Genomic DNA, 22,693 nt, shown 5'->3' with positions numbered 1-22,693 from the left:
TCGGCTGCAACCTTGCTGGATTTGGCGTTTCGCTTGACGCCTGCGGCGGGTTCCCCTGGGGAAATCCCAAGACTGACTTGGAGAGAGGAATGAAGTTGAAGACCACAAAGCTTGGCGGCGCGATTGCCTTTGCGCTGGTTGCCGGTGCGACGACGTCTGCAGCTACAACAGCCAGCGCGCAGGAAGCACAAACGTTAGATCGTGTCGAGGTCCTGGGATCCCGCATTCAGCGCTCAGAATCGGAGGCCGCATTACCTGTCCTGTCCATCACCCGGCAGGAACTGGAGGCTACGGGTCTCAACCAGGTCTCTGACGTACTCCGCGAGATCAGCGCTAACGGTCCGTCCCTCAGCCTGAACACCAACAACGGCAACACAAGCGGCAACTCCAGTGTCAATCTTCGTAATTGCGCGGCCAACCGGACGTTGGTACTGGTTAACGGCCGGCGCTGGGTCAGTGACAACGGTCTCAGCGGTTCGGTGGACCTGAATTCGATTCCCTTCGCTGCCGTTGAGCGGGTCGAAGTCCTGAAGGACGGTGCCTCAGCTCTCTATGGTTCGGACGCGATCTGTGGCGTGGTCAATATTCAGACCCGCCGAGATTTCGATGGCGCGCAGTTCAACGCAAACTACGGCCAATACTCACAGGGTGATGGCGCCCGGGAGTCCTACGACTTCACGGTCGGCGGGTCGACTGAGCGCTTCTCCGGCCTGCTGAGCTTGTCTTACAACAAACAAGATTCAGTATCCGCGGGAGATCGGGATATTTCTGCCGTTCCGCTTTATGGCTTCCCGTCCACGGTATCGGCACCGGGCCGCGCGAGCCCGGTGGGCCCGTATGGCAACTTTACGGTTGCGGGACGCAACCTCATTCTCGACCCATCGAACCCAGGCTGTCTACCCAACCAGGTCTGCTCCCCAGCAGCTCAGTCCGACTTTCGGCCGTTCAACTTCCTCACCGATGGCTACAACTTTGCGCCAGACAACTACTTGGTTCAGCCGCAGAAGACCTACTCCGTTTTCGGCCAAGTCGGCTACCAATTGCACGACGCCGTCCGCTTCACTAGCGACGTGTTCTACACCAATCGCACTGGCGAGGCTCAGCTGGCGGCTCAACCACTGTCCCCGCTGACGATCTCCTCGGCCAGCATTTACAATCCCTTCGGCGTCGATATCATCGGCGCCGCTTTCCGCCCCACAAACTTCCCGCGACTGTACGGGCAAGAACAAGACACTTGGCGTTTCAGTGCTGGACTCGATGGCTTCTTCGAGATTGGCGAGCGCTTCTTCAACTGGGACGTTGGCTACTCTTACTCTCAGAATAAGCAATTGCAGCCCAAGAACGGTTTCTACTTCTCCACGCGCGTCAATCAGGCGACGGGCCCCTCGTTTATCGACAGCACCGGCGTCGCACGTTGCGGAACCCCAACTCAAATTATCGCCAATTGCGTCCCCATGAATGTGTTGGGTGGCCCAGCAGGTTTCACGCAGGACATGTTCGACTGGATTGCGGTCAATCCAAAGAATGTCCAAAAGTCCACCTTGGAATCGGCGACCGCCAACCTCAGTGGCGAGCTGTTCGAACTTCCTGCCGGAATGCTGGCTTTCGCATTTGGCCTCGAGCACCGAAAGGAGTTCGGGTCAAGTGAACCCGATCCGTTGACCGCCGCCGGGCTGGTGCTTGGCGATAACCCATTCCTACCGACGCGCGGTAGCTACAGCGTCGACGAAGCGTATCTTGAACTGCAAGTACCCCTGGTGAAAGATGCGTTCTTGGCCAAGTCGCTCGAGTTGTCGCTTGCAGGCCGCTACTCGGACTATTCCACCTTCGGCGACACCACCAACCCCAAAGCCAGCTTCCGCTGGCAGATGGTGGATGACCTCCTAATTAGAGGCTCTTGGGGTGAAGGCTTCCGAGCACCCTCTGTTTCGGAGTTGTTTGCGGGTTCGGCGACGGGCCGACCTTCCTTCTCTGATCCCTGCAACGCGACGAATCCGACGTTCCAATCCAGTGCCGCGACTCGCGAACTGTGTCGCGCAACAGGTGCCCCGGAGGGCTTTGTCTCCCGCCTGTCTCAAACATACGCAACCACCGGCGGTAACACTAACCTCCAGCCTGAAACCTCCGTATCCAAGACACTTGGATTGGTTTACTCACCGCAATGGCTTCCCGGTTTCGATACGTACGTTGACTGGTACAACATCACCATACGCAATGCCGTCGGAGCGTCAGCCGCGCAGACGATCCTCAATGAGTGCTACCAGCAGCTCAACCTCAACAGTTGCTCGTTGATCACTCGTGATACCGCCGGCGCGGTCAACGGCAATATCGGCGAAGTTTCCGCCATCATGGCCCAGAACACTAACTTCGTTGGCGGCCTGGAGACGGAAGGCTTCGACTTCGGTGCCGCCTATCGGTTCGAGACTGCTCGACTTGGAAACTTCCAGCTTCGTATGGACAACACTTACGTGACCTATTTCGGTGACGTGGGTCAGATCCAGCGCGGGGAGCTCAACGGCGATGGCCGCATATCCGCTGGCAATGTAGTCGGCACCGTGGCGGGAAACTCGTCGGCTGGCGCTCCGCGTCACCGCTTGCGCTCCAGCCTGACTGCAAATTGGCAGTACGCCGATTTCAATGCCTCGGTCACGCTGGAGTATCGTAGTCGTGTCCGTGAGAGCTGCACAATGTTCCGCGACACAGCCCTTGCTCTGGGCGCTGTGGATCCCCAGTATTTGGCTCTCGTGAATATGTGTTCGGACCCCGACCGCATTGTGGACCAGTACGAGTTTGTCCCCGGCTCGAGTACAGTTATCGGGGTTCCTCGTAGAGCACCCACCAACTACTTCGGCGGCGTTACCTACACGCATGCCCAGGCGAGTTGGAAGTCCCCGTGGAACTCGAAGATCACCGCTGGCGTTCGTAATTTGTTCGACAAAGAACCGCCTCTGTCGTCAAACGCATTCTCGAATACGTTTGATGCGCAGTACTTGATCCCCGGCAGGTTCATCTACTTCAATTACCAGCAGAACTTCTGAGTCCAATCCCTAGATTCAGTCCAGTGTAGATATGGAGAACGACGGCTTCGAAAGGGGCCGTCGTTTTTTTTCATTTTCAGATGCCTTTTAATGGCGGCTGTCGCCTTACATCCAGCAACACACAATGGCGGACGCCCTCACCTCGGCACCAACGTCCTCGCCAGGTGCTCGACGTAGGCGTCGAACTCCTCCTGCTGCATGCGGGCCTGGTGCAGTTGCAGGTTCAACTGCAGGAAGCCGACATAGGCGGCGTAGGTGAGGCGCGCGCGGTGCTGGGCGTCCTCGCGGCCGAGTCCGGCCTGGCGGAAGGACGCGGTCAGGTAGTCGAGGCGACGCTTGGACACGCGCTCGATGACCGGCTGCACCGTGACATGATCCTGCGCCTTGAGCAGGGCGCTATAGATGACGTGCGACTTGTACTCGCGTGCGACCATGTGGAACAGCGCGCGCAGGCGCTCGCGCGCGTCGGGCATCGACTCGAGCGCACCGAACAGCGCCTCCTGCTCGACATTCTCCCAGCGCTCGAGCGCGGCCTGCAGCAAGGCGTCGCGGGACGGGAAATGCCAGTAGAAGCTGCCCTTGGTCACGCCCAGCCGGCGGGCCAGGGGCTCGACGGCGACGGCCTGCACCCCGGCTTCGGCGATCAGGTCCAGGGCCGCCTGGGCCCAGTCGTCGGCGCTCAGTCGTCCTTGGCGTTCGGTCGCAGCGGTGCCGGTCCGGGCGGTGCCCGCGGCGGGCGATGAAGCGGATTTACTCATTGCCACAGTCTATCCATACGCCTGCGTCGGCAACAGTATCGACGTTGCGAAGACGCGCCGCGGCGCAGCATTGACTTCGGTCGCTCGCGTTACCATACTCGACCGTACGGTCAAGATCGGCCCATCGGGCGACGTCAGCTGTCGCCTTCCTGCCTGCCACGCCGATTGTCGGAGTCCATGATGAGCGTTGCGATCCCTTTCCTCGCCTTCCTCCTAGCCGGCGCGTTCGCCGCCTACCACCGGTTGCGGCTCGCTTACTGGGCGGCGATCACCATCACGTTGTTGCTGGCCTGCTGGCTGCTCGGGGCCAATGCCACCGCGACGGTCGTTGCGGCCGCGGTCGTTGCGCTGATCGCGGTTCCGCTGCTGATCGCGCCGGTCCGCAAGGCGCTGATCACCGCGCCTTTGCTGACGTTCTTCCGCAAGGTGCTGCCGCCGCTGTCGAAGACCGAGCGCATCGCGCTGGAAACCGGCTCGGTCGGCTTCGAAGGCGAATTGTTCACCGGCGATCCGAACTGGAACATTCTGCTGAACTACCCCAAGCCGCAGCTCACCGCCGAGGAGCAGGCCTTCCTTGACGGGCCGGTCGAGACGCTGTGCGCGATGGTCAACGACTGGGAGCTGACCCATGTCCATGCCGACCTGCCGCCAGAGCTGTGGGCCTACATCAAGGAGAACCGCTTCTTCGGGATGATTATCCCCAAGGCCTACGGCGGTCTGGGCTTTTCGGCACTCGCGCACCACAAGGTCATCCAGAAGCTGGCCTCGGTCTCAAGCGTGGTCAGCTCCACGGTCGGCGTGCCGAACTCGCTCGGTCCTGGCGAACTGCTCAATCACTACGGCACCCAGGAGCAGAAGGACTACTACCTGCCGCGCCTGGCGGTCGGCCAGGAAGTGCCCTGCTTCGGGCTGACCGGTCCGTTCGCGGGCTCGGACGCGACCTCGATCCCCGACTACGGCATCGTCTGCAAGGGCGAGTGGAACGGCGCCAACGTGCTTGGTGTGCGGCTGACGTTCGACAAGCGCTACATCACGCTGGCCCCGGTCGCGACGCTCATCGGCCTGGCCTTCCGCATGTACGACCCCGAGGGTCTGATCGGCGATACCCAGGACATCGGCATCACGCTGGCGCTGCTGCCGCGCGACACCCCCGGGGTCGAGATCGGCCGCCGCCATTTCCCGCTCAACTCGCCGTTCCAGAACGGCCCGATCCGCGGCAAGGACGTGTTCATTCCGCTGAGCCAGTTGATCGGCGGCGCCGAGATGGCCGGCAAGGGCTGGAACATGCTCAACGAGTGTCTGGCAGTCGGCCGTTCGATCACGCTGCCGTCGACGGCCAGCGGCGGCGCCAAGGCCGGCGCGGTGATCACCGGCGCCTATGCGCGCATCCGCAAGCAGTTCGGGCTGTCGGTGGGGCGCTTCGAAGGTGTTGAGGAAGCGCTGGCGCGCATCGGCGCCAAGGCCTACGCGATCAGCGCGCTGTCGCAGGCCACCGCGGCCGCGGTGGACCGGGGTGATGTGCCGTCGGTGCCGTCGGCGATCGCCAAGTATCACTGCACGACGATGAGCCGCGAAGTCATCAGCGATGTCATGGACGTGATCGGCGGCAAGGGCATCATTCTGGGGCCGCGCAACTTCGCCGGCCGCAACTGGCAGGCCGCGCCGATCGCGATCACCGTCGAGGGCGCGAACATCATGACGCGCAGCCTGCTGATCTTCGGACAGGGCGCGATCCTGTGCCATCCGTGGGTCATGAAGGAGATGAAGGCCGCGCAGGACCCCGATACCGCGGCTGGCCTGGAGGCGTTCGATCGCAGTCTGTTCGGCCACATCGGTTTCGCAATCTCCAATGCGGTGCGCTCGTTCTGGTTCGGCCTGACCGGTGCGCGCATCGGCGCGGCGCCCGGCGATGCCTACACCCGGCGCTACTTCCGCAAGCTCGACCGCTACTCGGCCAACCTCGCACTGATGGCCGACGTGTCGATGCTGATGCTCGGCGGCAAGCTGAAGTTCAAGGAGTCGCTGTCGGGCCGGCTCGGCGACGTGCTCAGTCACATCTACATGACCAGCGCGATCCTCAAGCGCTATCACGACGAGGGGGCGCCCGAAGCCGACAAGCCGCTGCTGGCCTGGGCGTTCCACGACAGCGTGCACAAGATCGAGACCGCGCTGTCGGCGGCGCTGCGCAACTTCCCGATCCGTCCGGTCGGCTGGCTGATGTGGGCGCTGATCTTCCCGCTCGGCCGCCGCGCCGAGGCGCCCGGCGACCGCCTGGGGCATCGTGTGGCGGCGTTGCTAATGAGCCTCAACGATGCGCGCGAGCGACTGGCCGACGGTGTGTTTCTGCAGCCGACCGAGCACAATCCCGGTGGCCGCATCGCCAGCTACCTCGCCAAGGCGGTCGCGGCCGAGCCGGTGGAGCGCAAGTTCCTCAAAGCGCTCAAGAGCAAGGGCATCGAGGCACTGGACTACGACGCCCAGTTGGACGAGGCGGTGCGCGAGGGCCATATCAGCGCGGAGGAACGTGCGCTGCTCGAGGAGCTACGCGCGCTGACGCTCGACACGATCACCGTCGACGATTTCGACCCCGAGGAGCTGCGCTCGGCCGGCTATCGCGACCTGGTCGCACGACGCCGCGAAGACGGATCCCGCGAAGCGGCCTGAGGCCGCGAGCTGCGAGCCCGAACGGGCGCGGTCTTTCTACAGGCCGTGCCCGTTTTCGTATCTGGAGCCGCACATGCCATCGAGCAACCTGCCCGCTTTCGACGCCGCGTTGCTGATCGCCTGCGGCGTGCACAGCCTGGCATTTGCGCTCTTCCACGTCGCGTTCTGGCGCCTGTTCGGCTGGCCGCGCACGGTGCAGACGACGACGGTCGCCAACCGCGCGATCTTGCAGATCGCCAATGCGCAACTCGTGCTGGTCTTCGCCGGCGTCGCGTGGCTGTGCCTGGCGATGCCGAGCGCGCTCGCCTCCACGCCGCTGGGTCACGCCGTGCTCGCCGGCATGGCGGCCTTCTGGTGGCTGCGGCTGACGTTGCAGTTCGTCTGGCTTCGTGTGCACCACCCACTGGTGCATGTGCTCAGCGCGCTGTTCCTGCTCGGCGCGCTGATGTTCACCGCCCTGGCGGTGCGAGGATTCGTGTCGGGCTGAGCGCCATCGCGCGCAGCTAGACCACCGGGCCCTGCCCGCGATCGGGGAGCCGGCGCTCGGCGCGGACCACGCGCCAGGCACCGGCGAGCATACCCGCGGCGATGCCCACGCCGGCCAGGAACACCATCTGCGAGCCCAGCACGGCCAAGGCCTTGTGCACCCACACGAAGGTCACATCGCCGCCGCGATAGACGGCGGTGTCGATGACCGCCTTGGCCTTGTAGCGCGATTCGCGGTCCACCCGGGTGTAGAGCGTCTCGCGTGCCGGCTTCGACAGCGAGAACTCGCTGGCCCGGGTCACGACCTGGACCACCGCCACCAGCAGCGGATAGGGCGAGGCGGCGAGCAGCGAGAAGCCGATCAGGATCGCGCAGGCCGGCAGCAGCAGCAATGGCGCCACGCCATACCGGCGCAGCAGCCAGCGGGTGAGCAGCAACTGGACGACGATCGTCAGCCCGTTCACCGCCCAGTCGATGGTCGAGTAATAGCGCGTGGCTGCCTCGGCGGTCGCATACGACGCACGCACGATGGCCGCCTGTTCGTTGTAGAGCAGCGTGCCGACGCCCACGCCGAAAAACATCAGCAGCGCCAACCCGCGCAACAACGGATCGCGGACGATCAGCTTCAGCCCGGCCCAGACCGAGCCGCCGATCGCGCGCTCGTCGTGCGCAGCGCGGCGCGCCTCGTTGCGGCGTGCCCAGGCCCGCAGCTTGAGGATGCACAGCAAGCACACGGCCAGAAAGCCTGCGCTGATCAGCGGCAGGTTCTGCACCCCGATGTGCCCGACCAGCAACGTCGTGATCAAAGGGCCAAGGAATGCGCCGATCGTCCCGCCTGCGCCGATGTATCCGTAGTAGCGCTTGGCGTGTGCATCGTCGAACACGTCGGCCATGAAGCTCCAGAACACGCTGACTGCGAACAGGTTGAACACCGCGATCCAGATGAAGAACAGCGCGCCGCGCCCGGGCAAGGCACTGTCGAACGCCCACCGGAACGCCAGCAAGCAGGCGATGAAGATCAGGTAGACCACCGGCAGAAAGACCCGCCTGGGAAAGCGCGACACCAGCGCGCCGTAGAGTGGCTGCAACAGCAGCATCACGAAGAACGTGCCGGTGAACAGCACCTGCAGCGTGAACTCGCCCAGTGCGATGCCGCGCGTGGCAGCCCAGTCGAGCATGAAGCCAGGAAAGATGGCGACCGCGTCGGTCGAGGCGCCCATCGCATCGCGGACCGGGCGCAGCACGTAGTAGCCGCACAGCAGGCAGAAGAAGTACAGCAGCGCCCACCACAACGGCGGCGATTCGCGCAGCGCGCTCCGGAACTGGCCGCGCCCGTGGGGAGCATCGGCGTCAACGTCGGTCATCGGGACACGTACGGGGGGCGGCTGTCGACGCGCACGTTAGCCGATGCTCCCGGCCACCGCCAGCGCCGGACACCGCGCACGCCTATCCTTGTCGCCCCGCCCTGCCCGCGCATCCGATGCCCCCAACGCCCCCGCCCGTCTATGACTACATCATCGTCGGTGCCGGTGCCGCCGGCTGCGTGCTCGCGCACCGGCTCAGCGCCGACCCGCAGGTCCGGGTGTTGCTGCTCGAGGCCGGCCCGAACGACACCCACCCGTTCCTGCACATGCCCGCAGCGGCGGCCAAACTCCCCGGCCGTGGCCTGACCTGGGACGACACCACCGCGGCGCAGCCACAGCTCGGCGGACGCAGCCTGCGGTGGCCGCACGGACGGGTGCTGGGCGGTTCCAGCGCGATCGACGCGATGTGCTACACCCGCGGCGCCCCGGCCGACTACGACGACTGGGCCGCCCACGGCGCCGAGGGTTGGGCCTGGCGCGACGTGCTGCCGTGGTTCCGGCACGCCGAAGGCAATGTCCGCGGCGGCGATCCGTTGCACGGCGGCGACGGGCCGCTCACGGTCTCGGAGCTGCGCCATGTCGACCCGCACACGCGGACGTTCATCGAGGCAGCGCAGCAGGCCGGGCTGCCGGCCAATGCCGATTTCAACGGCCCCGACCAACTCGGTGTGGGGCTATACCAGGTGACCCAGCGCGACGGCGCACGCTGCTCGGCGGCGACCGCGTATCTCGACCGCGCGACCAGGGCGCGGCCCAACCTCACGATCGTGACCGGGGCGCGGGTCAACCGGGTGACCTTCGAGCACGGCCGCGCGACGGGCGTGGTCTACGCGAGCGCGCGCGGTGCGTTCCACCAGCCGGCGACGCGCGAGGTGCTGCTATGCGGCGGCGCGATCAACTCGCCGCAACTGCTGATGCTCTCGGGCATCGGCCCAGCGATGGCGCTGCGCCGGCATGGACTGCCGGTGGTGCACGACGCGCCCGATGTCGGGCGCAACCTGCAGGCTGCCCTCGGCATTCGCATCGCGCTCAGAAGCGAGACGCCCCCGCGCCGTAGCCGCATGCGCGAGGCGGCGATGGCCTGGGACTACTTCGTGCGCGGCCGGCGTGGCGCGGGGACCAGCAATGGGCTTGAGGCGGGCGGTTTCTTCCGCTCGCCGCTCGCCGGCGACGACCGCGCCGACATCCAGCTCCACTTCGCGCCGGCGCAGGTCGATGCGCACGACGCGCGGTCGCTCGATGCGGGCTGCAGCCTGCGCGCCTGCGCCCTGAGGCCGCGCAGCCGCGGCGACGTGCGCCTGACCGGCAACCGGATCAGCGACCGACCGCGGATCGACCCCGGCTACCTCACCGATCCGGCAGGCGTCGACCTGCGAATGCTGGTCGAATGCGCCCACATCGCGCGCACGATCCTGGCGCAGGCCGCCTTCGATGGCATCCGCAGCGCGCCGCTGCCCCCGGGCGAGCACGCCTCGGACGGCGACCTCGTCGCATTCGTGCGCGACCAGGCCGAGTCGGTGCATCGTGCGGCCGGCACCTGCCGCATGGGCACCGATGCGCAGGCCGTCGTCGATCCGCAACTGCGGGTCCGCGGGGTCGACGGCCTGCGCGTCGTCGATGCCTCGGTCATGCCGACGCTGCCCGGCGGCGACCTCAACGCGCCGGTGGTCATGCTCGCCGAACGCGCCACCGCCTTGATCCAGCAGGCCTGATCCAACAGGCCTGATCCAGCAGGCCTGGTCCGGCAGATCTGCTCAGGCAGAATTGATCAGGCAGCACCGAACAGCCGATCCGGCGCCGGCTCGAGCGCGGCGGGCAGCGGACAGTGCAGCACGCCGCAGATCGTGCGCAGCAGTTCGGATTCGGCGACGCCGATGCGGCCATCGTGGCTGGCGGCCGCGGTGATGGCCTCGACCATCACCTGCTTGGCCAACGGGTCGAGCGCGTCGAGCGGCGCCCAGACCGTATCGAGTGCCTGCACGCCGGCGACCGGCGGCGCGTACGGCAAGTGGTCGCCCGGTAACACCCGCAGCATGCCCGCGAGATAAGCGCGCCGGGCCGCCGCTGGATCATCGGGATGGCCGGCCTGCGCGACCACCGCGAGCAAGGTCGCGAACTCTTGCTTGACGTCGCCAGGCTTGCGACGCCCGAAGCGGACATGGCGCGCCGGCGCGAGCGCCTCGCGGACCTGCGCGTTCAGCAGTCGCCCGAGGCAGTACTCGAACAGCGAGACGTGGTCGTCGGCATGCACCACCGCGTGGACCGTGTCCAGGAACGCGGCGAGTGCTGGCCGCGTCTGCCGGCGCAGCACCGGGAAGGCGAGTGCGGCCAACGGCAGGCGCAACATCGGGTGGAGCGTGCGCAGATGGGCCTGGCGCAGATGATCGGCCTCGATCGCGGTGGCCTGGCCGAGCCGGCTCGAGATCGCGTCGTGCTGCAGGCGACGCACGCCGACATCGTCGTCGAGCAGCAGTCCCAGCAGCAGCGGCATGGCCGAGTCCCGATGCAGGGCCACCGCACGCAGGTCGTCACCGATCGCCGACACCAGCGCATGCGCCCGCGCGTAATCGTCCTGGTGCGGCTGGGCGACCTGCGCCGAGACCACGCGCGGGTCCAGCGCCATCGAGCCGCCGGCTTGCGGCAAGTCCTGCGCCGCGGGCAGCAGGCCCAGCGCGGCGTCCTCTCCCAGCCCGTCAGGCGGCGACTGCCACCACTGCAACTGCAGCCGCGTCAGCTGCTCGGCATCGAACCCCGGTTCGAGCGCCTGGATGCGCTGCAGCAGCGGCGGGTGCGTGGCGAACCACCCGCGCAGGCCCAGCCCATCGCCGAACAGCATGTGGCTGGCTTCTTCGGCCGCGTCGCGGCGCTCGAAGCGCGAGCCGCCTGTCGTGCCCGCGATCTTCTTCAACGCGCCAGCGATGCCGGCGGTCTGGCGCGTGAACTGCACGGCCGAGGCATCGGCCAGTGCCTCGCGGCTGCGGCTCACGCCCGCCTTGATCATGCGCGCGAAGAACGTACCGACGCTGCCAACGACGATCGCCACGACCGCCAGCCCCATCCATGCAGCGACCAGGCTGTAACGCGCATGGCGCCCGTACACCAGTACCTTGCGGCCGGCGACGCCGATCATCAGCACGCCGAACAGCACGCCCATCAGCCGCACGTTCAAGCGCATGTCGCCGTTGAGGATGTGGCTGAACTCGTGCGCGACCACGCCCTGCAGTTCGTCACGGTTGAGCCGGTCGAGCGCACCGCGGGTCACCGCGACCGCGGCATCGGAGGCCGCGTAGCCGGCGGCGAAGGCATTGATGCCGGGCTCGCCCTCGAGCACGTAGATCTTCGGCACTGGGATGCCCGATGCGATCGCCATCTCCTCGACGACGTTGCGCAGCCGGCGCAGTTGCACGTCCTGAGTGTCCTCAACGACCGGCGTGCCGCCGAGTTGGCGCGCGACCCGGTCGCCACCGCCGCGCAATGTCGCGATGCGGTACAGCGAACCGATCACGATCGTGCAGGCCGTCAGCGCCGTCGCCCAGGCCAGCGTCCTGACGTGCGGTCCGATCAGCCACCACACCGCGGCGTCGACGAGTCCGACAATCCCGATCACGGCCAGCGACAGCAGCACGACCAGCCATGTCGACTGTCGTCTGGCCTGGGCCTGGCGTTCGAAGAAGTTCATGGCAGCCCGGGATCAGGGCAACGGGACCGCAGACAGGCGGCACGCCTCGCCCCGTCCCCGATGCGCAAACCCCGCTCTCCGTGGCTCAGAAGCGCACCTTGGGCGCGTCGCGGACCTCGGCGCGATCGGCGGGGATATCGAGCAGCGCCGCCGGCCGGAAGCGGAAATTGTTGGCGACCAGGCTCGACGGGAACACCTCGCGCCGATTGTTGTAGGCCATGACCGCATCGTTGTAGGCCTGGCGCGCGAAGGCGACCTTGTTCTCAGTGCTGGTCAGTTCCTCGGTCAGCTGCTGCATGGTCTGGCTGGCCTTGAGATCGGGGTAGGCTTCCGACACCGCCAGCAACCGGCCCAACGCGCCGTCGAGCGCGCCCTGCGACTGCGCGAGTCTGCCCATCGCGGCCGGGTCGCCGGGGGCTGCCTTGGCCGCTGCGAGTCCGGCCTGGGCCGCGCTGCGTGCGGAAATCACCGCCTCGAGCGTCTGCCGCTCGTGCTGCAGATACCCCTTGGCGGTCTCCACGAGGTTGGGAATCAGGTCGAAGCGCCGCTGGAGTTGCACGTCGATCTGCGCGAACGCGTTGCGGTAGGCGTTGCGGGCGGTGATCAGCCCGTTGTAGATCCCCACACCCCACAGGACCAGTGCGAAGAGCACACCGATAAAAGCCAGCAGGATCAGCAGGCTACCCATCAAACTTCCCCTTGTTCATGCAAACCGGATTTGACGCGCTATATCATCCCCGCTATCGCCGGAGCATACGCAGGGGGAAGGCCCGATGAAAAGCCGACATCCAGCTCGTCGCCCGCTCGCCCGGATCGGCCTGATCGGTCTGCTGTTGCCCGCCGCGCTCGGCTCGGCGGCGCAGAGCCCGCCTGCGGAGAGCGAAGCCGCCGACGACATTGCCGAGGTCGCCTCGGTGGTGCCATTGAACGAACGCCCGTTGGCCCGCAGCCGCGAGGACGCAGTCAAGCCCGAGCCGTTGATGCCGGTGCGCCAGCCCAAGCCTCTGGCCAGCGGCTTCGATGTTGCGCTGTTCGAGGCGATGGCGCAGGACCTGGTCGCCAATCAGCGCGTGCCCGGCCTGGCGATGGCGATCGTCCACAACGGCCAGGTGCTGAGCGCGCGCGGCTATGGCATCACCGACGTCAAGTCGGCCGAGCCGGTCGATGCGCACACCGTGTTCCGGCTCGCCTCGCTGTCGAAGTCCTTCGCCGGCACCATCACCGGCCTGCTGGTATCCGAAGGCGCACTGCGCTGGGACAGCCATGTGGTCGACTACATGCCGTCGCTGCGCTTCTCCGATCCCTCGGCCGCTCAGCAGCTCACCGTCGCCGACGTCCTGAGCCATCGCGTCGGCCTGGGCCGCAACACCTACGACCGCGACATCGAGCGCAACGCCGACTATCACGATCTGGTGCAGCGGCTCTCGGCCGCGCCGATGACCTGCCAGCCCGGCAACTGCTACGCCTACCAGAACGTCGCTTTCAGCCTGATCGGCGACGTCGTGTTCGCGACTTCCGGCCAGTTCTTCAGCGAGGCGGTGTCGCGGCGGATCTTCAAGCCGCTGGGCATGAACGACGCCAGCTACGGCCTGGAGGGCATCCAGGCCAGTCCGCGCTGGGCCAAGCCGCACGTGCGCGCGGGCGGCGGCTGGACCTCGCTGATGCCCAAGCCGACCTACTACCGGCTCGCCCCGGCTGCGGGCGTCAACGCCAGCATCGCCGACATGGCCCAGTGGATGCTCGGCCAGACCGGGCACCGCCCCGACGTGTTGCCTGCACCGCTGCTGGCGACGCTGCAGGCCCCGATCGTCGGCACCCCACCCGAGATGCGCAACTCGTCCTGGCGTCGCGACCGGCTCGAGGCGGCCGGCTACGGGCTGGGCTGGCGCGTGTTCGATTACTCGGGCGAGCGCGTGGTCTTCCACGGCGGCGCCGTGCAGGGCTACCGCGGCCTGATGGCGATGATGCCCGAGCGCGACCTGGGCATCGTCGTGCTGTGGAACAGCGAGAGCAGCCTGCCGTCCGGCCTGATGCCGACGATCCTCGACCGCGCCATCGGCCTGCCGCCGCAGCGCTGGCTCGACGTCGACCCGAACATCGAGCTGCTGCACGCCCAGCGCAGTCCCGCACCGACGCATGCACCCAGCGGCGGTAGCACCACGTACCGCGCCGCCGCCACGCCCGAATGATCCCGACGCCCCGGCACGTGCCGGGGCGCGTCGCGCAGCTCAGCCGACTGCGGGCCCGCCCGCCTGCGCGATCAGTTCCTCGAGTCTCGCAGCAGTGACCGGCCCGAGGATCTTCTCGACCACCCGACCGTCGGGCCCGATGAGATAGGTCATCGGCAGGCCCTTGGGCGTCTCGAAATCGGCCGGCGGCTCGAAGGTGTCGACGATCGCGATCGGATAGACCACCGGGCGTGCCTCAAGGAACGTGCGCAGATCCTCGGCGGTGGTGTCCTCGTAGGCCAGTCCCACGACCTGCACATGCTCGCGCATCGCATCGAGCGCCGACAGCTCGGGCATCTCCTTCAGGCACGGCGCGCACCAGGTGGCCCAGAAATTGACGACGACCCATTGCCCGCGGTGCTCGGCCAGATCGAACGTACCGCCGTCGATCGTCTCGACCCGTAGCGCCGGCTGCTCGCGCGACGATGCCGGCGCGGTATCGCCAGCAGGCGTGGCCGCGGCGCGATCGTCGACCGGGGCGGCAGCCTCATCGCCGCGCTGGCAGGCGACGAGGGCAGCGGCGAGGGCGAGGCAGGGAACGAGGCGGCGGATCATGCGGAAGTCTCCGGTGGGGCGTAGACGCTGGCAACCCGGCGCTTGAGCAGGTCGCGCAAGGGAATGCGCAGGTCGTCGAGGGCGGCCGACGCGGCGACGCCCAGAGGGTCGTCGCGGCACGGCAGGAGCGCTTCCTCGATCGGGATGCGCAGATGGCAGGCTTCGTAGAGCTCGGCCAGGCTCAGGCCGTCGAGGTCGCGGGCCAGCAGCCATTCGCCGGTCTCGGCGCGACGCAGCAGCTGGATCTCCTCCAGTTGGGCGAGCATCTGCTGGACCAGGGCGTCGGTCAGCATCGGCTCCAGCGCCTGGATCTCGTCGCTGTGCAGGCCGCGCCCGGACGGGCGCGCCTCGGCGAAGCGGCCGAGCATGCGCAGCAGGCCATAGAGTTCGTAGCCGCGCGGCAGGCGCAGGTGCGCCGGTTGATAGCGGAAGGCCGAGATCGACGACGCGAACGAGGCGCCGAGCAGGATCGCGACCCAGCCCAGATACACCCACAGCAGGAAGATCGGCAGGAACGCGATCTGACCGTAGATCTTTTCGTAGGCACTGAAGCTGCCCAGATACAGGCCGATGCCCCACTTCACCAATTCCGACAGCAGCACCGACAGCGCGGCGCCTGCGAACGCATGCCGCCACTGCACGGTGCGGTGCGGGACGACCCGGAAGATCGTCGCGAATGCCGCCAGTTCGATCAGCATCGGCGCCGCCCACAACATCGCGCCGCGCAACCAGCGCCCCGACTCGGTACTGAAGATCTCCAGCGCGAAGAACCGCGCCGACACCGCCAGGCTCGCGGTCGCGATCAGCGCGCCAAGCGTGAGCACGGTCCAGTACACCAGGAAGCGGCCGACCGTCGGCCGCGCCGACTTCACCCGCCAGATCCGATTGAAGGTGCCCTCGATGCTGAGCAGCGTGACCAACACCGAGATCACCAGCGCCACCACGCCGATCGTCGTCAGTTGCCCGGTATTGGCCGACAGTTGCAGCAGCACCGCTTCCACCGCGCGCGCGCTGCTGGGCACGAAGTTGGAGAAGATGTAATCGCTGAGCTGGTCGCGCCACTGGCCGAACGCGGGGAACGCGGTCAGCACGCCGAACACCACCATCGACAGCGGTACCAGCGCAAACACAGTCGTGAAGGCCAGCGCACCGGCCGCCTCGAACAAGCGGTCGTCGAGAAAGCGCCGCCACAGAAAACGCGCGAACGACAGCGCCCGTGCGCGGTCGGTGATGCGCTCGCTCCAGCGGCTCAGGGTGTCGAGCGGTTCCATCGGCGCAGCGTAGCAAAGCGATGACGCGGGCAGCGCGGAGGGTCCCGGTGCCCGCGGCCGGACACCGCCGCCTGGGCCTGTCACACTGAACGTCCTGCACCGCAGATCGGATCGATGCCCGAAATCCTCGTTCTTTACTACAGCCGCAACGGCTCGGTTGCCCGCCTCGCCCGCCAGATCGCGCGGGGCATCGGCGAAGTCGACGGCATGCAGGCCCGGCTGCGCACCGTGCCACCGGTCGCCGCCATCACCCAGGCCGCCGCGCCGCCGGTGCCCGAGGACGGCGCACCTTACGTCGAACGCGCCGACCTGGCCGAGTGCGCCGGCCTGCTGCTTGGCAGCCCGACCCGGTTCGGCAACATGGCCGCCCCGCTCAAGCACTTCCTCGACGGCCTGGGCGCCGAATGGGCGAGCGGCACGCTGGTCGGCAAGCCGGCCGGGGTATTCACCTCGACCGCGACCCAGCATGGCGGCCAGGAGGCGACGCTGCTGACGATGCTCGTGCCGCTGCTGCACCACGGCTGCGTGATCGCCGGCATTCCCTACACCGAGCCCGCGCTGACCAGCACCCGCGGCGGCGGCACGCCGTACGGGGCCAGCCACGTCGCTGGTCAGCAGGACGACCCGCAGCCGAGCGATGACGAGGCCGTGCTCGCCCGGGCGCTGGGTCGGCGCATCGCGATGCTGGCCGGCAAGCTCGCGGCATGAAGGCCGAAGGTTCGCGCCCCGTGCTCGCCGGCGCGCTCGCCGCGATCGCGCTGCTGTACCTGGCCTGGCACTGGGGCGATGCGCATTTCGGTGCGGCCTTGCTGGTATTCGTACTGCCGCCGCTGCTGCTGCTCGCCGGCGTGCTGCGCGGCGCGCGCAGCGCGCCGTTGTGGTCGGGCATTGCAGCGCTGTTCTGGTTCTCACACGGGGTGATGTACGCCTGGTCGCAGCCCGAGCAGGGGCACTTTGCCTGGGCCGGCATCGCGCTGTCGCTGATTGTCGTGTTCTCGGCCAGCCTGCCGGGCATGCGCGCGCGCTTCTCGCGCAAGCGCGGCGACGCATGACCGGGGACGGCGCAAGGCCGGGCACCGCGTGCCGAGCATTGGATCGCTGATCGCGCAGTCACGATCGGCCCCGCTATCATTCCCCCCACTCCACACAGATGTCATGGCAATGGACGAGCTGCTGATCGTCACCACCGGTGGCACGATCGACAAGATCTACTTCGACGACAAATCGGACTACCAGGTCGGCGAACCGCAGATCGGACGCATGCTCGAGGAGTTGGGCGTCGCGTTCCGGTTCCGGGTCATTCCGATCATCCGCAAGGATTCGCTGCACATCACCGACGACGACCGCGAGCTGATCCGCGCGACGATCGCCGCGCAGCCTGCACGCCACGTGCTGCTGACCCATGGCACCGACTCGATGGTCGAGACCGCGAAGGTGCTGGCCTCGATCACCGACAAGACCATCGTGCTGACCGGGGCACTGAGCCCGGCGCGCTTCCGCGGCTCGGACGCCGAATTCAATATCGGCACCGCAGTGGGGGCCGTCCAGTCCAAGCCACCGGGGGTCTACGTGGCGATGAACGGCCGGATCTGGGACCCGCTCAAGGTCCGCAAGAATGTCGAGGCCAACCGCTTCGAGCCGGTGGCCTGAGGAAGCGCCCCGCCGTTCAGCGCTGGATGGTCATGATGCCGTCGGGTTCGGCGTAGTCGACATCGGCATCGGCTTGCAACGCCTCGAGCAGGCGGCGTGTGCCGGCCGCATCGAGCGCGGGGTCGACCGAGAACACATCCGCCCCGACGGCCAGTCGGCGCAGCCACGACAGCTTCGGCGCCGAAGCCGCCTTGCCGGTCTGCGGCAGGGCCTCGGCCACCTGGTCCAGGTGCGCCTGCACGGCGTGCGGGTCGCGCGCCGGCTCGGTGCCGGCCCGATACTTGACGATGAAACGCTGCTGCATGGCGGGCTCATTGTGCGGTGCGGGCGCGTCGGGGCCACGCGAGGCCATCAGCGCCGCGACCGGTGCGCACAGCACCGCCACGGCCAGAATGGCGTAGCCCATCGAGATCGGACGCATGACCCTGCCCTGTCGAAACCGCGGACTGCGGCGTGGTCGAGCATGCCTTCATGCTGGCGATGCCGGGATGAAGGCCGCAAGACGATTGCGCGACATGCTGCACTGCCCCGCCAGACAGCCGCCGGCGCCGCATCGCACGCTCGATCCACGGCGGCTGCAGGCATCCCAGCCTGCAACCGCCGCCGATCAGGCATTCACGATCAGTACTCGGCCGTCAAGGTGACGCCCGAAATCGCCGAGTAGGCGTGCACCATCACATGCCATGTGCCGGGCTGCGGATTGACGAACGAGCAGCTTTCCTCGTTGCCGAAGCGATAGGGCCGGCAGTCGTAGGCACTGGTCGTGGGCTGCTCGCCGTAGCGCACGTACAGGTCGCCGTCGCCGGTGCCGCCGCTCATCGTCACATCCAGGCTCATGGTGCCGGCTGGCACCTGCACCGTCCAATACTGCGCGCTGCCCGCTTCGCCTGAGATGCCGGTCACCGGCACGCCGTTGCGCAGCGATCCCTGGCCGCCGCCGTCGCTGGGCTCGGCATGGCGCGCCTGGAGCCTGACGTTGGCGAAGGCCGCGGTGCCCACCAGCTTGATGTAGTAGGTGCCGGCTTCCGGGTCGACGATCCGGATCGACTCGTTGTTGCCGGGCCGCTGGGAGCGGAAATCGGCCGCGTCCGGGCCAGGCTCGGCGTCGCGGCTGACGTATAGCGAGACGTTGCCGGTGCCGCCCGAGGTCGTGATCAGCAGCGGGCCGCTGACGCCTTCGGGCACGACCAGGCTATAGAGCTGCTCGCTGCCCGCCGCGCCACTCAGGCCCGGAACGGCCACACCGTTCTCGATCGCGATTGCGTCCGGACCGGTGTCGCCAACCTCCAGGGACTCGCTACGGCTGTGGCTGCGGCCCTCGGTGTCGGTCACCGTCAGCGTCACCGTGTAGGTGCCGGCCTCGGCATAGGTGTGCACCGGGCTGGCCTGGGTCGAGCTGGCGCCGTCGCCGAACGTCCACGACCGGCTGTCGATCGCGTCCTCGCCTGCAGTGGAGGCGTCGGTGAAGGTCACGGTCAGCGTGTCGGGATCGATCGCATAGGTGAAGTCGGCGGTTGGCGCGCCCGGCGCCACGCCGCCGTCGGCGGTCAGGGTGTCGACGAACTGCGCACCGGTGCCGCCCGCATCGAGCCAACTCGCCAGCGAGGTCGCTGCGGTGCCGCCGCCGGTCCAGGAGGTGAACAGCCGGCCGTACCAGTCGACGTGGTCGGCGCCGGTCGTCGTGCAGGAGGCGTAGCCACCATGCAACTGGCCGATCACACGGCCCTCGGGGCTGTAGAGCGGCGAGCCCGAGGATCCGCCTTCGGTGGTGCCACGCGGGTTCCACTGCACCCACAGATGGCTGTTGCCACTGGCGCCCAGGTAGCCCTCGACGCGCAACGGATTGTCGGAATGGGTGATGCGCTTCTCGGCCACCCGCGGATGGTGGATGCCGGTGGCGCCGCTCGGTGCGAGATCGCGGCGGTCCCAGCCCGACCAGCTCAGTGCGAACGCCGGGTCGGCCGGGGTGTCGAGCTCGAGCAGGGTGAAGTCAGAGCCGGCATGGGTCGCGCGCACGACCGCGCCAGTCTGGTTCTGGGCCAGGCTGCCATCGCCGTTGGCCCCACTGGCGGAGCTGCCCGGTGTGCGGCAGGTCGAATTCTCGTAGTTCCAGTACACGACGATGCTGGCCGCCGCGTCCGCGGTGCCCATGCTGCAATGGTGCGCGGTCAGGAAGTACATCTTGCGATCGCCGGCGGTGTTGTTGAGCAACGAGCCGCTGCAGTAGAACGTACCGAAGCGCGAGTACGCGCCGACGGAAGGGATCTCCTCACGGAAGTCGTCGCCGTCGGGGCAGACCACATCGACGTTGCAACTGCCCGACACGCCCTTAGTCTGTGCCAGCGCGCCTTCGCGCGCGAGCCGACCGAAGCCGACGTAGTCGTGGTTGACGCTGGTCAGCCGCAGCTTGAGTTCGGGCAGCTTGGCCTTCGGCACCACGACTTCCAGCACCGCACTGTCGCCCGGCACGATCGGCGTCCACAGCGCGCCGTGCGGCTTGTTGTCGGCGGCGTCGAAGGCGCGGATCGCCTCGGGGTCGGCGTTGCGGTCCAGCCCCGCCGGATAGATCAGCAGGCGCCCGCCTTCGGGCATGTGGTACTCGGAGAAACCGAAGTTCAGCGACAGCGCATCCTTCGATTCCACACGCAGCCGCCAGACGAGGTTGCCGCCGGCGATCTCGTCCCAGTCGCCGGCATCGGCCGGCGTCAGGTCCACGGCCAGCGGGGCGGCGAACCGCACCGGGCGCAGGCCCTGAGTGCGTGATTGCCGAGCGTCCTCGGCGCGCAGCCGGGCGACGTCCACGCCCGGCATGCGCTTGAGTTCGACCGTGTGTTCGGCCGGCAGCCGGTGGGCAAACGCCGCGGGTCGCGCGTCGCGCGGCGCCGCCGTCGCGATGCCGAGCGACAACGCGCCGGCGGTGAGGCTTGCGATCAGAGTCTTCATCCCTTTCTACCCCTCGTTGGATTGCACCGAAAAAACGGAGCACGCCGAAGACCGGTGTGCTCCGCCGGCGACACGCGCGACGATCACGGCGCGTCGCCTGCCCTCTATCCCCGAGCCCTGCATCCCCGCCGCGCTAGTCGTGATCGGCGCGCAACGTGACCCCCGAGAACGATGAATAACCGCGCACCAGGACGTGGTAAGTCCCGGCCTGCGGCGCGGCGAACGCGCAGCTTTCGTTGTTGCCCGACCGGTAAGGACGGCAGTCCCAGGTCGAGGTCGTCGGCTGCGCGCCGCGCCGGACGTACAGGTCGGCATCGCCGCTGCCCCCAGACAGCGCGATGACGAGGTTGGTCGCGCCCGACGGCACATTGACCGTCCAGAACTGGCTGCTTCCCGTGCCGCCCGACAGGCCGGTAATCGGCGTGCCGACGACCAGGCTGCCGTCGCCTGGATCAGGGTTCGGGCCGGTGCCGCCGCCCGACGCGGCATCCACCGCGGCCTTCGCATCGACGATGCCCGCGCCGATCGGCTGGGACGGGGTCGACGGGAAGGCGCGCGCCGTGCTGGTCAGCAGGGCCTTGATCTGCGCCGGCGTCTTGGCTGGATTGGACACCGACTGCACCAGTGCGACCACGCCGGCGACATGCGGCGCCGCCATCGAGGTGCCGTCGTAGGAGGCGTAGCTCTCGCTGCCCGGCGTGGTCTGGCCGCTGTTGAGCGTGGAGACGATGCCCGAGCCGGGCGCGGAGATGGTGATGCCGGTGCCGTAGTTGGAGAAGCTCGAACGCGCACCGGTGCTGGTATTGGAGGCCACCGCGATGACATCGGCGCAATTGGCCGGCGAGAAGCCCGACACGTTCGCATTGCTGTTGCCGGCCGCGATGACCAGCGTGGTCCCGCGGCCGATCGCGCCGTTGATCGCACTCTGCATCGTGTTGCCGCAGCTGCCGCGTCCGCCCAGGCTCAGGTTGATGACCTCGGCCGGATTCTGGTTGGCGGGCACCCCGGGAACTGTGCCGCCCGAGGCCCAGATCACCGCGTCGGCGATGTCAGAGTCGTAGCCGCCGCCGCGGCCGAGGACACGGACGGGCACGACCTTGGCCAGCGGCGCGGTGCCGGCGACGCCGACGCCGTTGTTGGTCACCGCCGCGACCGTGCCCGCGACATGCGTGCCGTGCCAACTCGAGGGATAGATGCCGTCGAAATCGCCCGGGTCACTGGGATCGGCATCGCGGCCATTGCCATCGCCTGCGATTGCCGGATCGGTGATGAAATCGTAGCCGGGCAGGATGTTGGCATTGAGGTCGCTGTGCGAGGTGATGCCGGTATCGAGTACCGCGACGACAGCGCCCGCACCGCGGGTCACGTCCCAGGCGGTGGTCGCACGAATGCCCCCGGCGCCGGTGCCGAAGCCGTACTGCTGGCTGACGCGCGGATCGTTGGGCGTCCAGAACACGCGGTTGCGCTTGTCGACCTCGACGTACTCGACATCGGGATCGACGGCGAGCTGGCGCATCACCGATTCGGCATCGGCCCGATCCAACTTGCGGCTGGTGCGCACGACATCGGCGCCGACCGCCGTACGGCGCAGGTGCTCGAGTCGCAACTGCTTGCCGCCGCCGACGGCCAGGCGACCGGCCACGGTCCCCAGTGCCGTGTTGATCGAGGCCGGCTGCGCCTGCGCGGCGCTGCCGTCCCGGTATTTGACGATGAAACGATCATGCTGCTCGGCGGACTGCAGCCCGGCGAGATCGAGTCGCTCGATAGCTTGGGCCGCGGCCAGCGGCGCGGCGAGGGCCAGCAGCGTGGCCGCGGCAAGTGCGCGGCGCTGGAGGCGACGGAACGGAATGGACGTGTTCGACATGGAATACCCCCGAAACGGTGGGCGCGCCGGAGCCGCGGCGCGGGGCCGGAGCCGGGCGCATCGCCAGGGACGATGGCCGACCCGCAACGAACGCGGACATGACGAAACTGACCGCAAACTGACGCTACGCGACAGTCATGTTCGCGCGCAATGGCGGTTTCCATTAATTTTTCGCTAATGAATGCGATTAACA

The 22,693-nt window shown here is 67.6% G+C and carries 17 protein-coding genes; 8 read left to right on the top strand and 9 right to left on the bottom strand.

What is annotated here, in order from left to right; translation table 11 throughout:
* Positions 1-89 precede the first annotated feature (89 nt).
* A complete protein-coding gene (locus WAF18_RS05535; protein ID WP_337244241.1) occupies positions 90-3,038 on the top strand; it encodes a TonB-dependent receptor in 2,949 nt (982 codons plus the stop codon).
* A 137-nt stretch (positions 3,039-3,175) separates the two neighbouring features.
* Here the strand turns inward: WAF18_RS05535 and WAF18_RS05530 are convergent, their stop codons facing one another.
* Entirely contained in the window at positions 3,176-3,796 is a 621-nt protein-coding gene (locus WAF18_RS05530; RefSeq protein ID WP_337244240.1) for a TetR/AcrR family transcriptional regulator, read from the bottom strand.
* A 180-nt stretch (positions 3,797-3,976) separates the two neighbouring features.
* Between WAF18_RS05530 and WAF18_RS05525 the strand changes: the two genes are divergently transcribed.
* Together WAF18_RS05525 and WAF18_RS05520 are read left to right on the top strand one after the other, a co-directional pair.
* A complete protein-coding gene (locus WAF18_RS05525) occupies positions 3,977-6,460 on the top strand; it encodes an acyl-CoA dehydrogenase (protein ID WP_337244239.1) in 2,484 nt (827 codons plus the stop codon).
* A 73-nt stretch (positions 6,461-6,533) separates the two neighbouring features.
* On the top strand, positions 6,534-6,947 hold the full coding sequence (locus WAF18_RS05520; RefSeq protein WP_337244238.1) for a hypothetical protein: 414 nt from the start codon (positions 6,534-6,536) through the stop codon (positions 6,945-6,947).
* A gap of 16 nt (positions 6,948-6,963) precedes the next feature.
* On the opposite strand, the gene WAF18_RS05515 is transcribed toward WAF18_RS05520, so the two are convergent.
* Positions 6,964-8,310, bottom strand: a complete 1,347-nt coding sequence (locus WAF18_RS05515; RefSeq protein WP_337244237.1) for an MFS transporter — start codon at positions 8,308-8,310, stop codon at positions 6,964-6,966.
* A gap of 116 nt (positions 8,311-8,426) precedes the next feature.
* On the opposite strand from WAF18_RS05515, the gene WAF18_RS05510 reads away from it, so the two are divergent.
* Complete coding sequence (locus WAF18_RS05510) at positions 8,427-10,022, top strand: GMC family oxidoreductase N-terminal domain-containing protein (RefSeq protein WP_337244236.1); 1,596 nt, start codon at positions 8,427-8,429, stop codon at positions 10,020-10,022.
* Positions 10,023-10,078: 56 nt separating this feature from the next.
* Here the strand turns inward: WAF18_RS05510 and WAF18_RS05505 are convergent, their stop codons facing one another.
* Both WAF18_RS05505 and WAF18_RS05500 read right to left on the bottom strand, forming a co-directional pair.
* Positions 10,079-11,989, bottom strand: coding sequence for a M48 family metallopeptidase (locus tag WAF18_RS05505; RefSeq protein ID WP_337244235.1), 1,911 nt, complete (start codon positions 11,987-11,989; stop codon positions 10,079-10,081).
* Positions 11,990-12,074: 85 nt separating this feature from the next.
* Positions 12,075-12,677 carry a LemA family protein gene (locus WAF18_RS05500; protein WP_337244234.1) on the bottom strand — a complete coding sequence of 201 codons (603 nt, stop codon included), beginning with the start codon at positions 12,675-12,677 and terminating at the stop codon, positions 12,075-12,077.
* An 85-nt stretch (positions 12,678-12,762) separates the two neighbouring features.
* Between WAF18_RS05500 and WAF18_RS05495 the strand changes: the two genes are divergently transcribed.
* Positions 12,763-14,178, top strand: a complete 1,416-nt coding sequence (locus WAF18_RS05495; RefSeq protein ID WP_337244233.1) for a serine hydrolase domain-containing protein — start codon at positions 12,763-12,765, stop codon at positions 14,176-14,178.
* Between the two features lie 39 nt (positions 14,179-14,217).
* Here WAF18_RS05495 and WAF18_RS05490 read toward each other — a convergent pair whose 3' ends face one another.
* On the bottom strand, positions 14,218-14,772 hold the full coding sequence (locus tag WAF18_RS05490) for a TlpA disulfide reductase family protein (RefSeq protein ID WP_337244232.1): 555 nt from the start codon (positions 14,770-14,772) through the stop codon (positions 14,218-14,220).
* Complete coding sequence (locus WAF18_RS05485) at positions 14,769-16,043, bottom strand: YihY family inner membrane protein (protein ID WP_337244231.1); 1,275 nt, start codon at positions 16,041-16,043, stop codon at positions 14,769-14,771. The genes WAF18_RS05490 and WAF18_RS05485 overlap by 4 nt, the downstream gene beginning before the upstream one ends.
* Before the next feature lie 114 nt (positions 16,044-16,157).
* Here WAF18_RS05485 and wrbA point away from each other — a divergent pair, with 114 nt between their 5' ends.
* From wrbA to WAF18_RS05470, 3 genes are all read left to right on the top strand, one after another.
* Positions 16,158-16,751, top strand: a complete 594-nt coding sequence (wrbA, locus tag WAF18_RS05480; protein ID WP_337244230.1) for an NAD(P)H:quinone oxidoreductase — start codon at positions 16,158-16,160, stop codon at positions 16,749-16,751.
* Positions 16,748-17,095 carry a DUF2069 domain-containing protein gene (locus tag WAF18_RS05475; RefSeq protein WP_337244229.1) on the top strand — a complete coding sequence of 116 codons (348 nt, stop codon included), beginning with the start codon at positions 16,748-16,750 and terminating at the stop codon, positions 17,093-17,095. Before wrbA ends, WAF18_RS05475 begins: the two co-directional genes overlap by 4 nt.
* A gap of 109 nt (positions 17,096-17,204) precedes the next feature.
* Positions 17,205-17,693 (top strand): asparaginase domain-containing protein, encoded by a 489-nt coding sequence (locus tag WAF18_RS05470; protein WP_183427466.1) that lies wholly within the window; start codon positions 17,205-17,207, stop codon positions 17,691-17,693.
* Positions 17,694-17,709: 16 nt separating this feature from the next.
* Here the strand turns inward: WAF18_RS05470 and WAF18_RS05465 are convergent, their stop codons facing one another.
* From WAF18_RS05465 to WAF18_RS05455, 3 genes are all read right to left on the bottom strand, one after another.
* Positions 17,710-18,114, bottom strand: coding sequence for a hypothetical protein (locus WAF18_RS05465; RefSeq protein WP_337244228.1), 405 nt, complete (start codon positions 18,112-18,114; stop codon positions 17,710-17,712).
* Between the two features lie 200 nt (positions 18,115-18,314).
* Positions 18,315-20,636, bottom strand: a complete 2,322-nt coding sequence (locus tag WAF18_RS05460; protein WP_337244227.1) for a pre-peptidase C-terminal domain-containing protein — start codon at positions 20,634-20,636, stop codon at positions 18,315-18,317.
* 133 nt (positions 20,637-20,769) lie between these two features.
* The gene (locus tag WAF18_RS05455; protein WP_337244226.1) at positions 20,770-22,500 is read right to left on the bottom strand and encodes a S8 family peptidase; all 1,731 of its coding nucleotides are present in this window, start codon (positions 22,498-22,500) and stop codon (positions 20,770-20,772) included.
* Between the last annotated feature and the right edge of the window lie 193 nt (positions 22,501-22,693).

The organism is Luteimonas sp. gir (assembly GCF_037198055.1).
GTDB lineage: Bacteria > Pseudomonadota > Gammaproteobacteria > Xanthomonadales > Xanthomonadaceae > Luteimonas > Luteimonas citri_A.
This window is presented reverse-complemented; position numbering and strand designations above follow the sequence as displayed.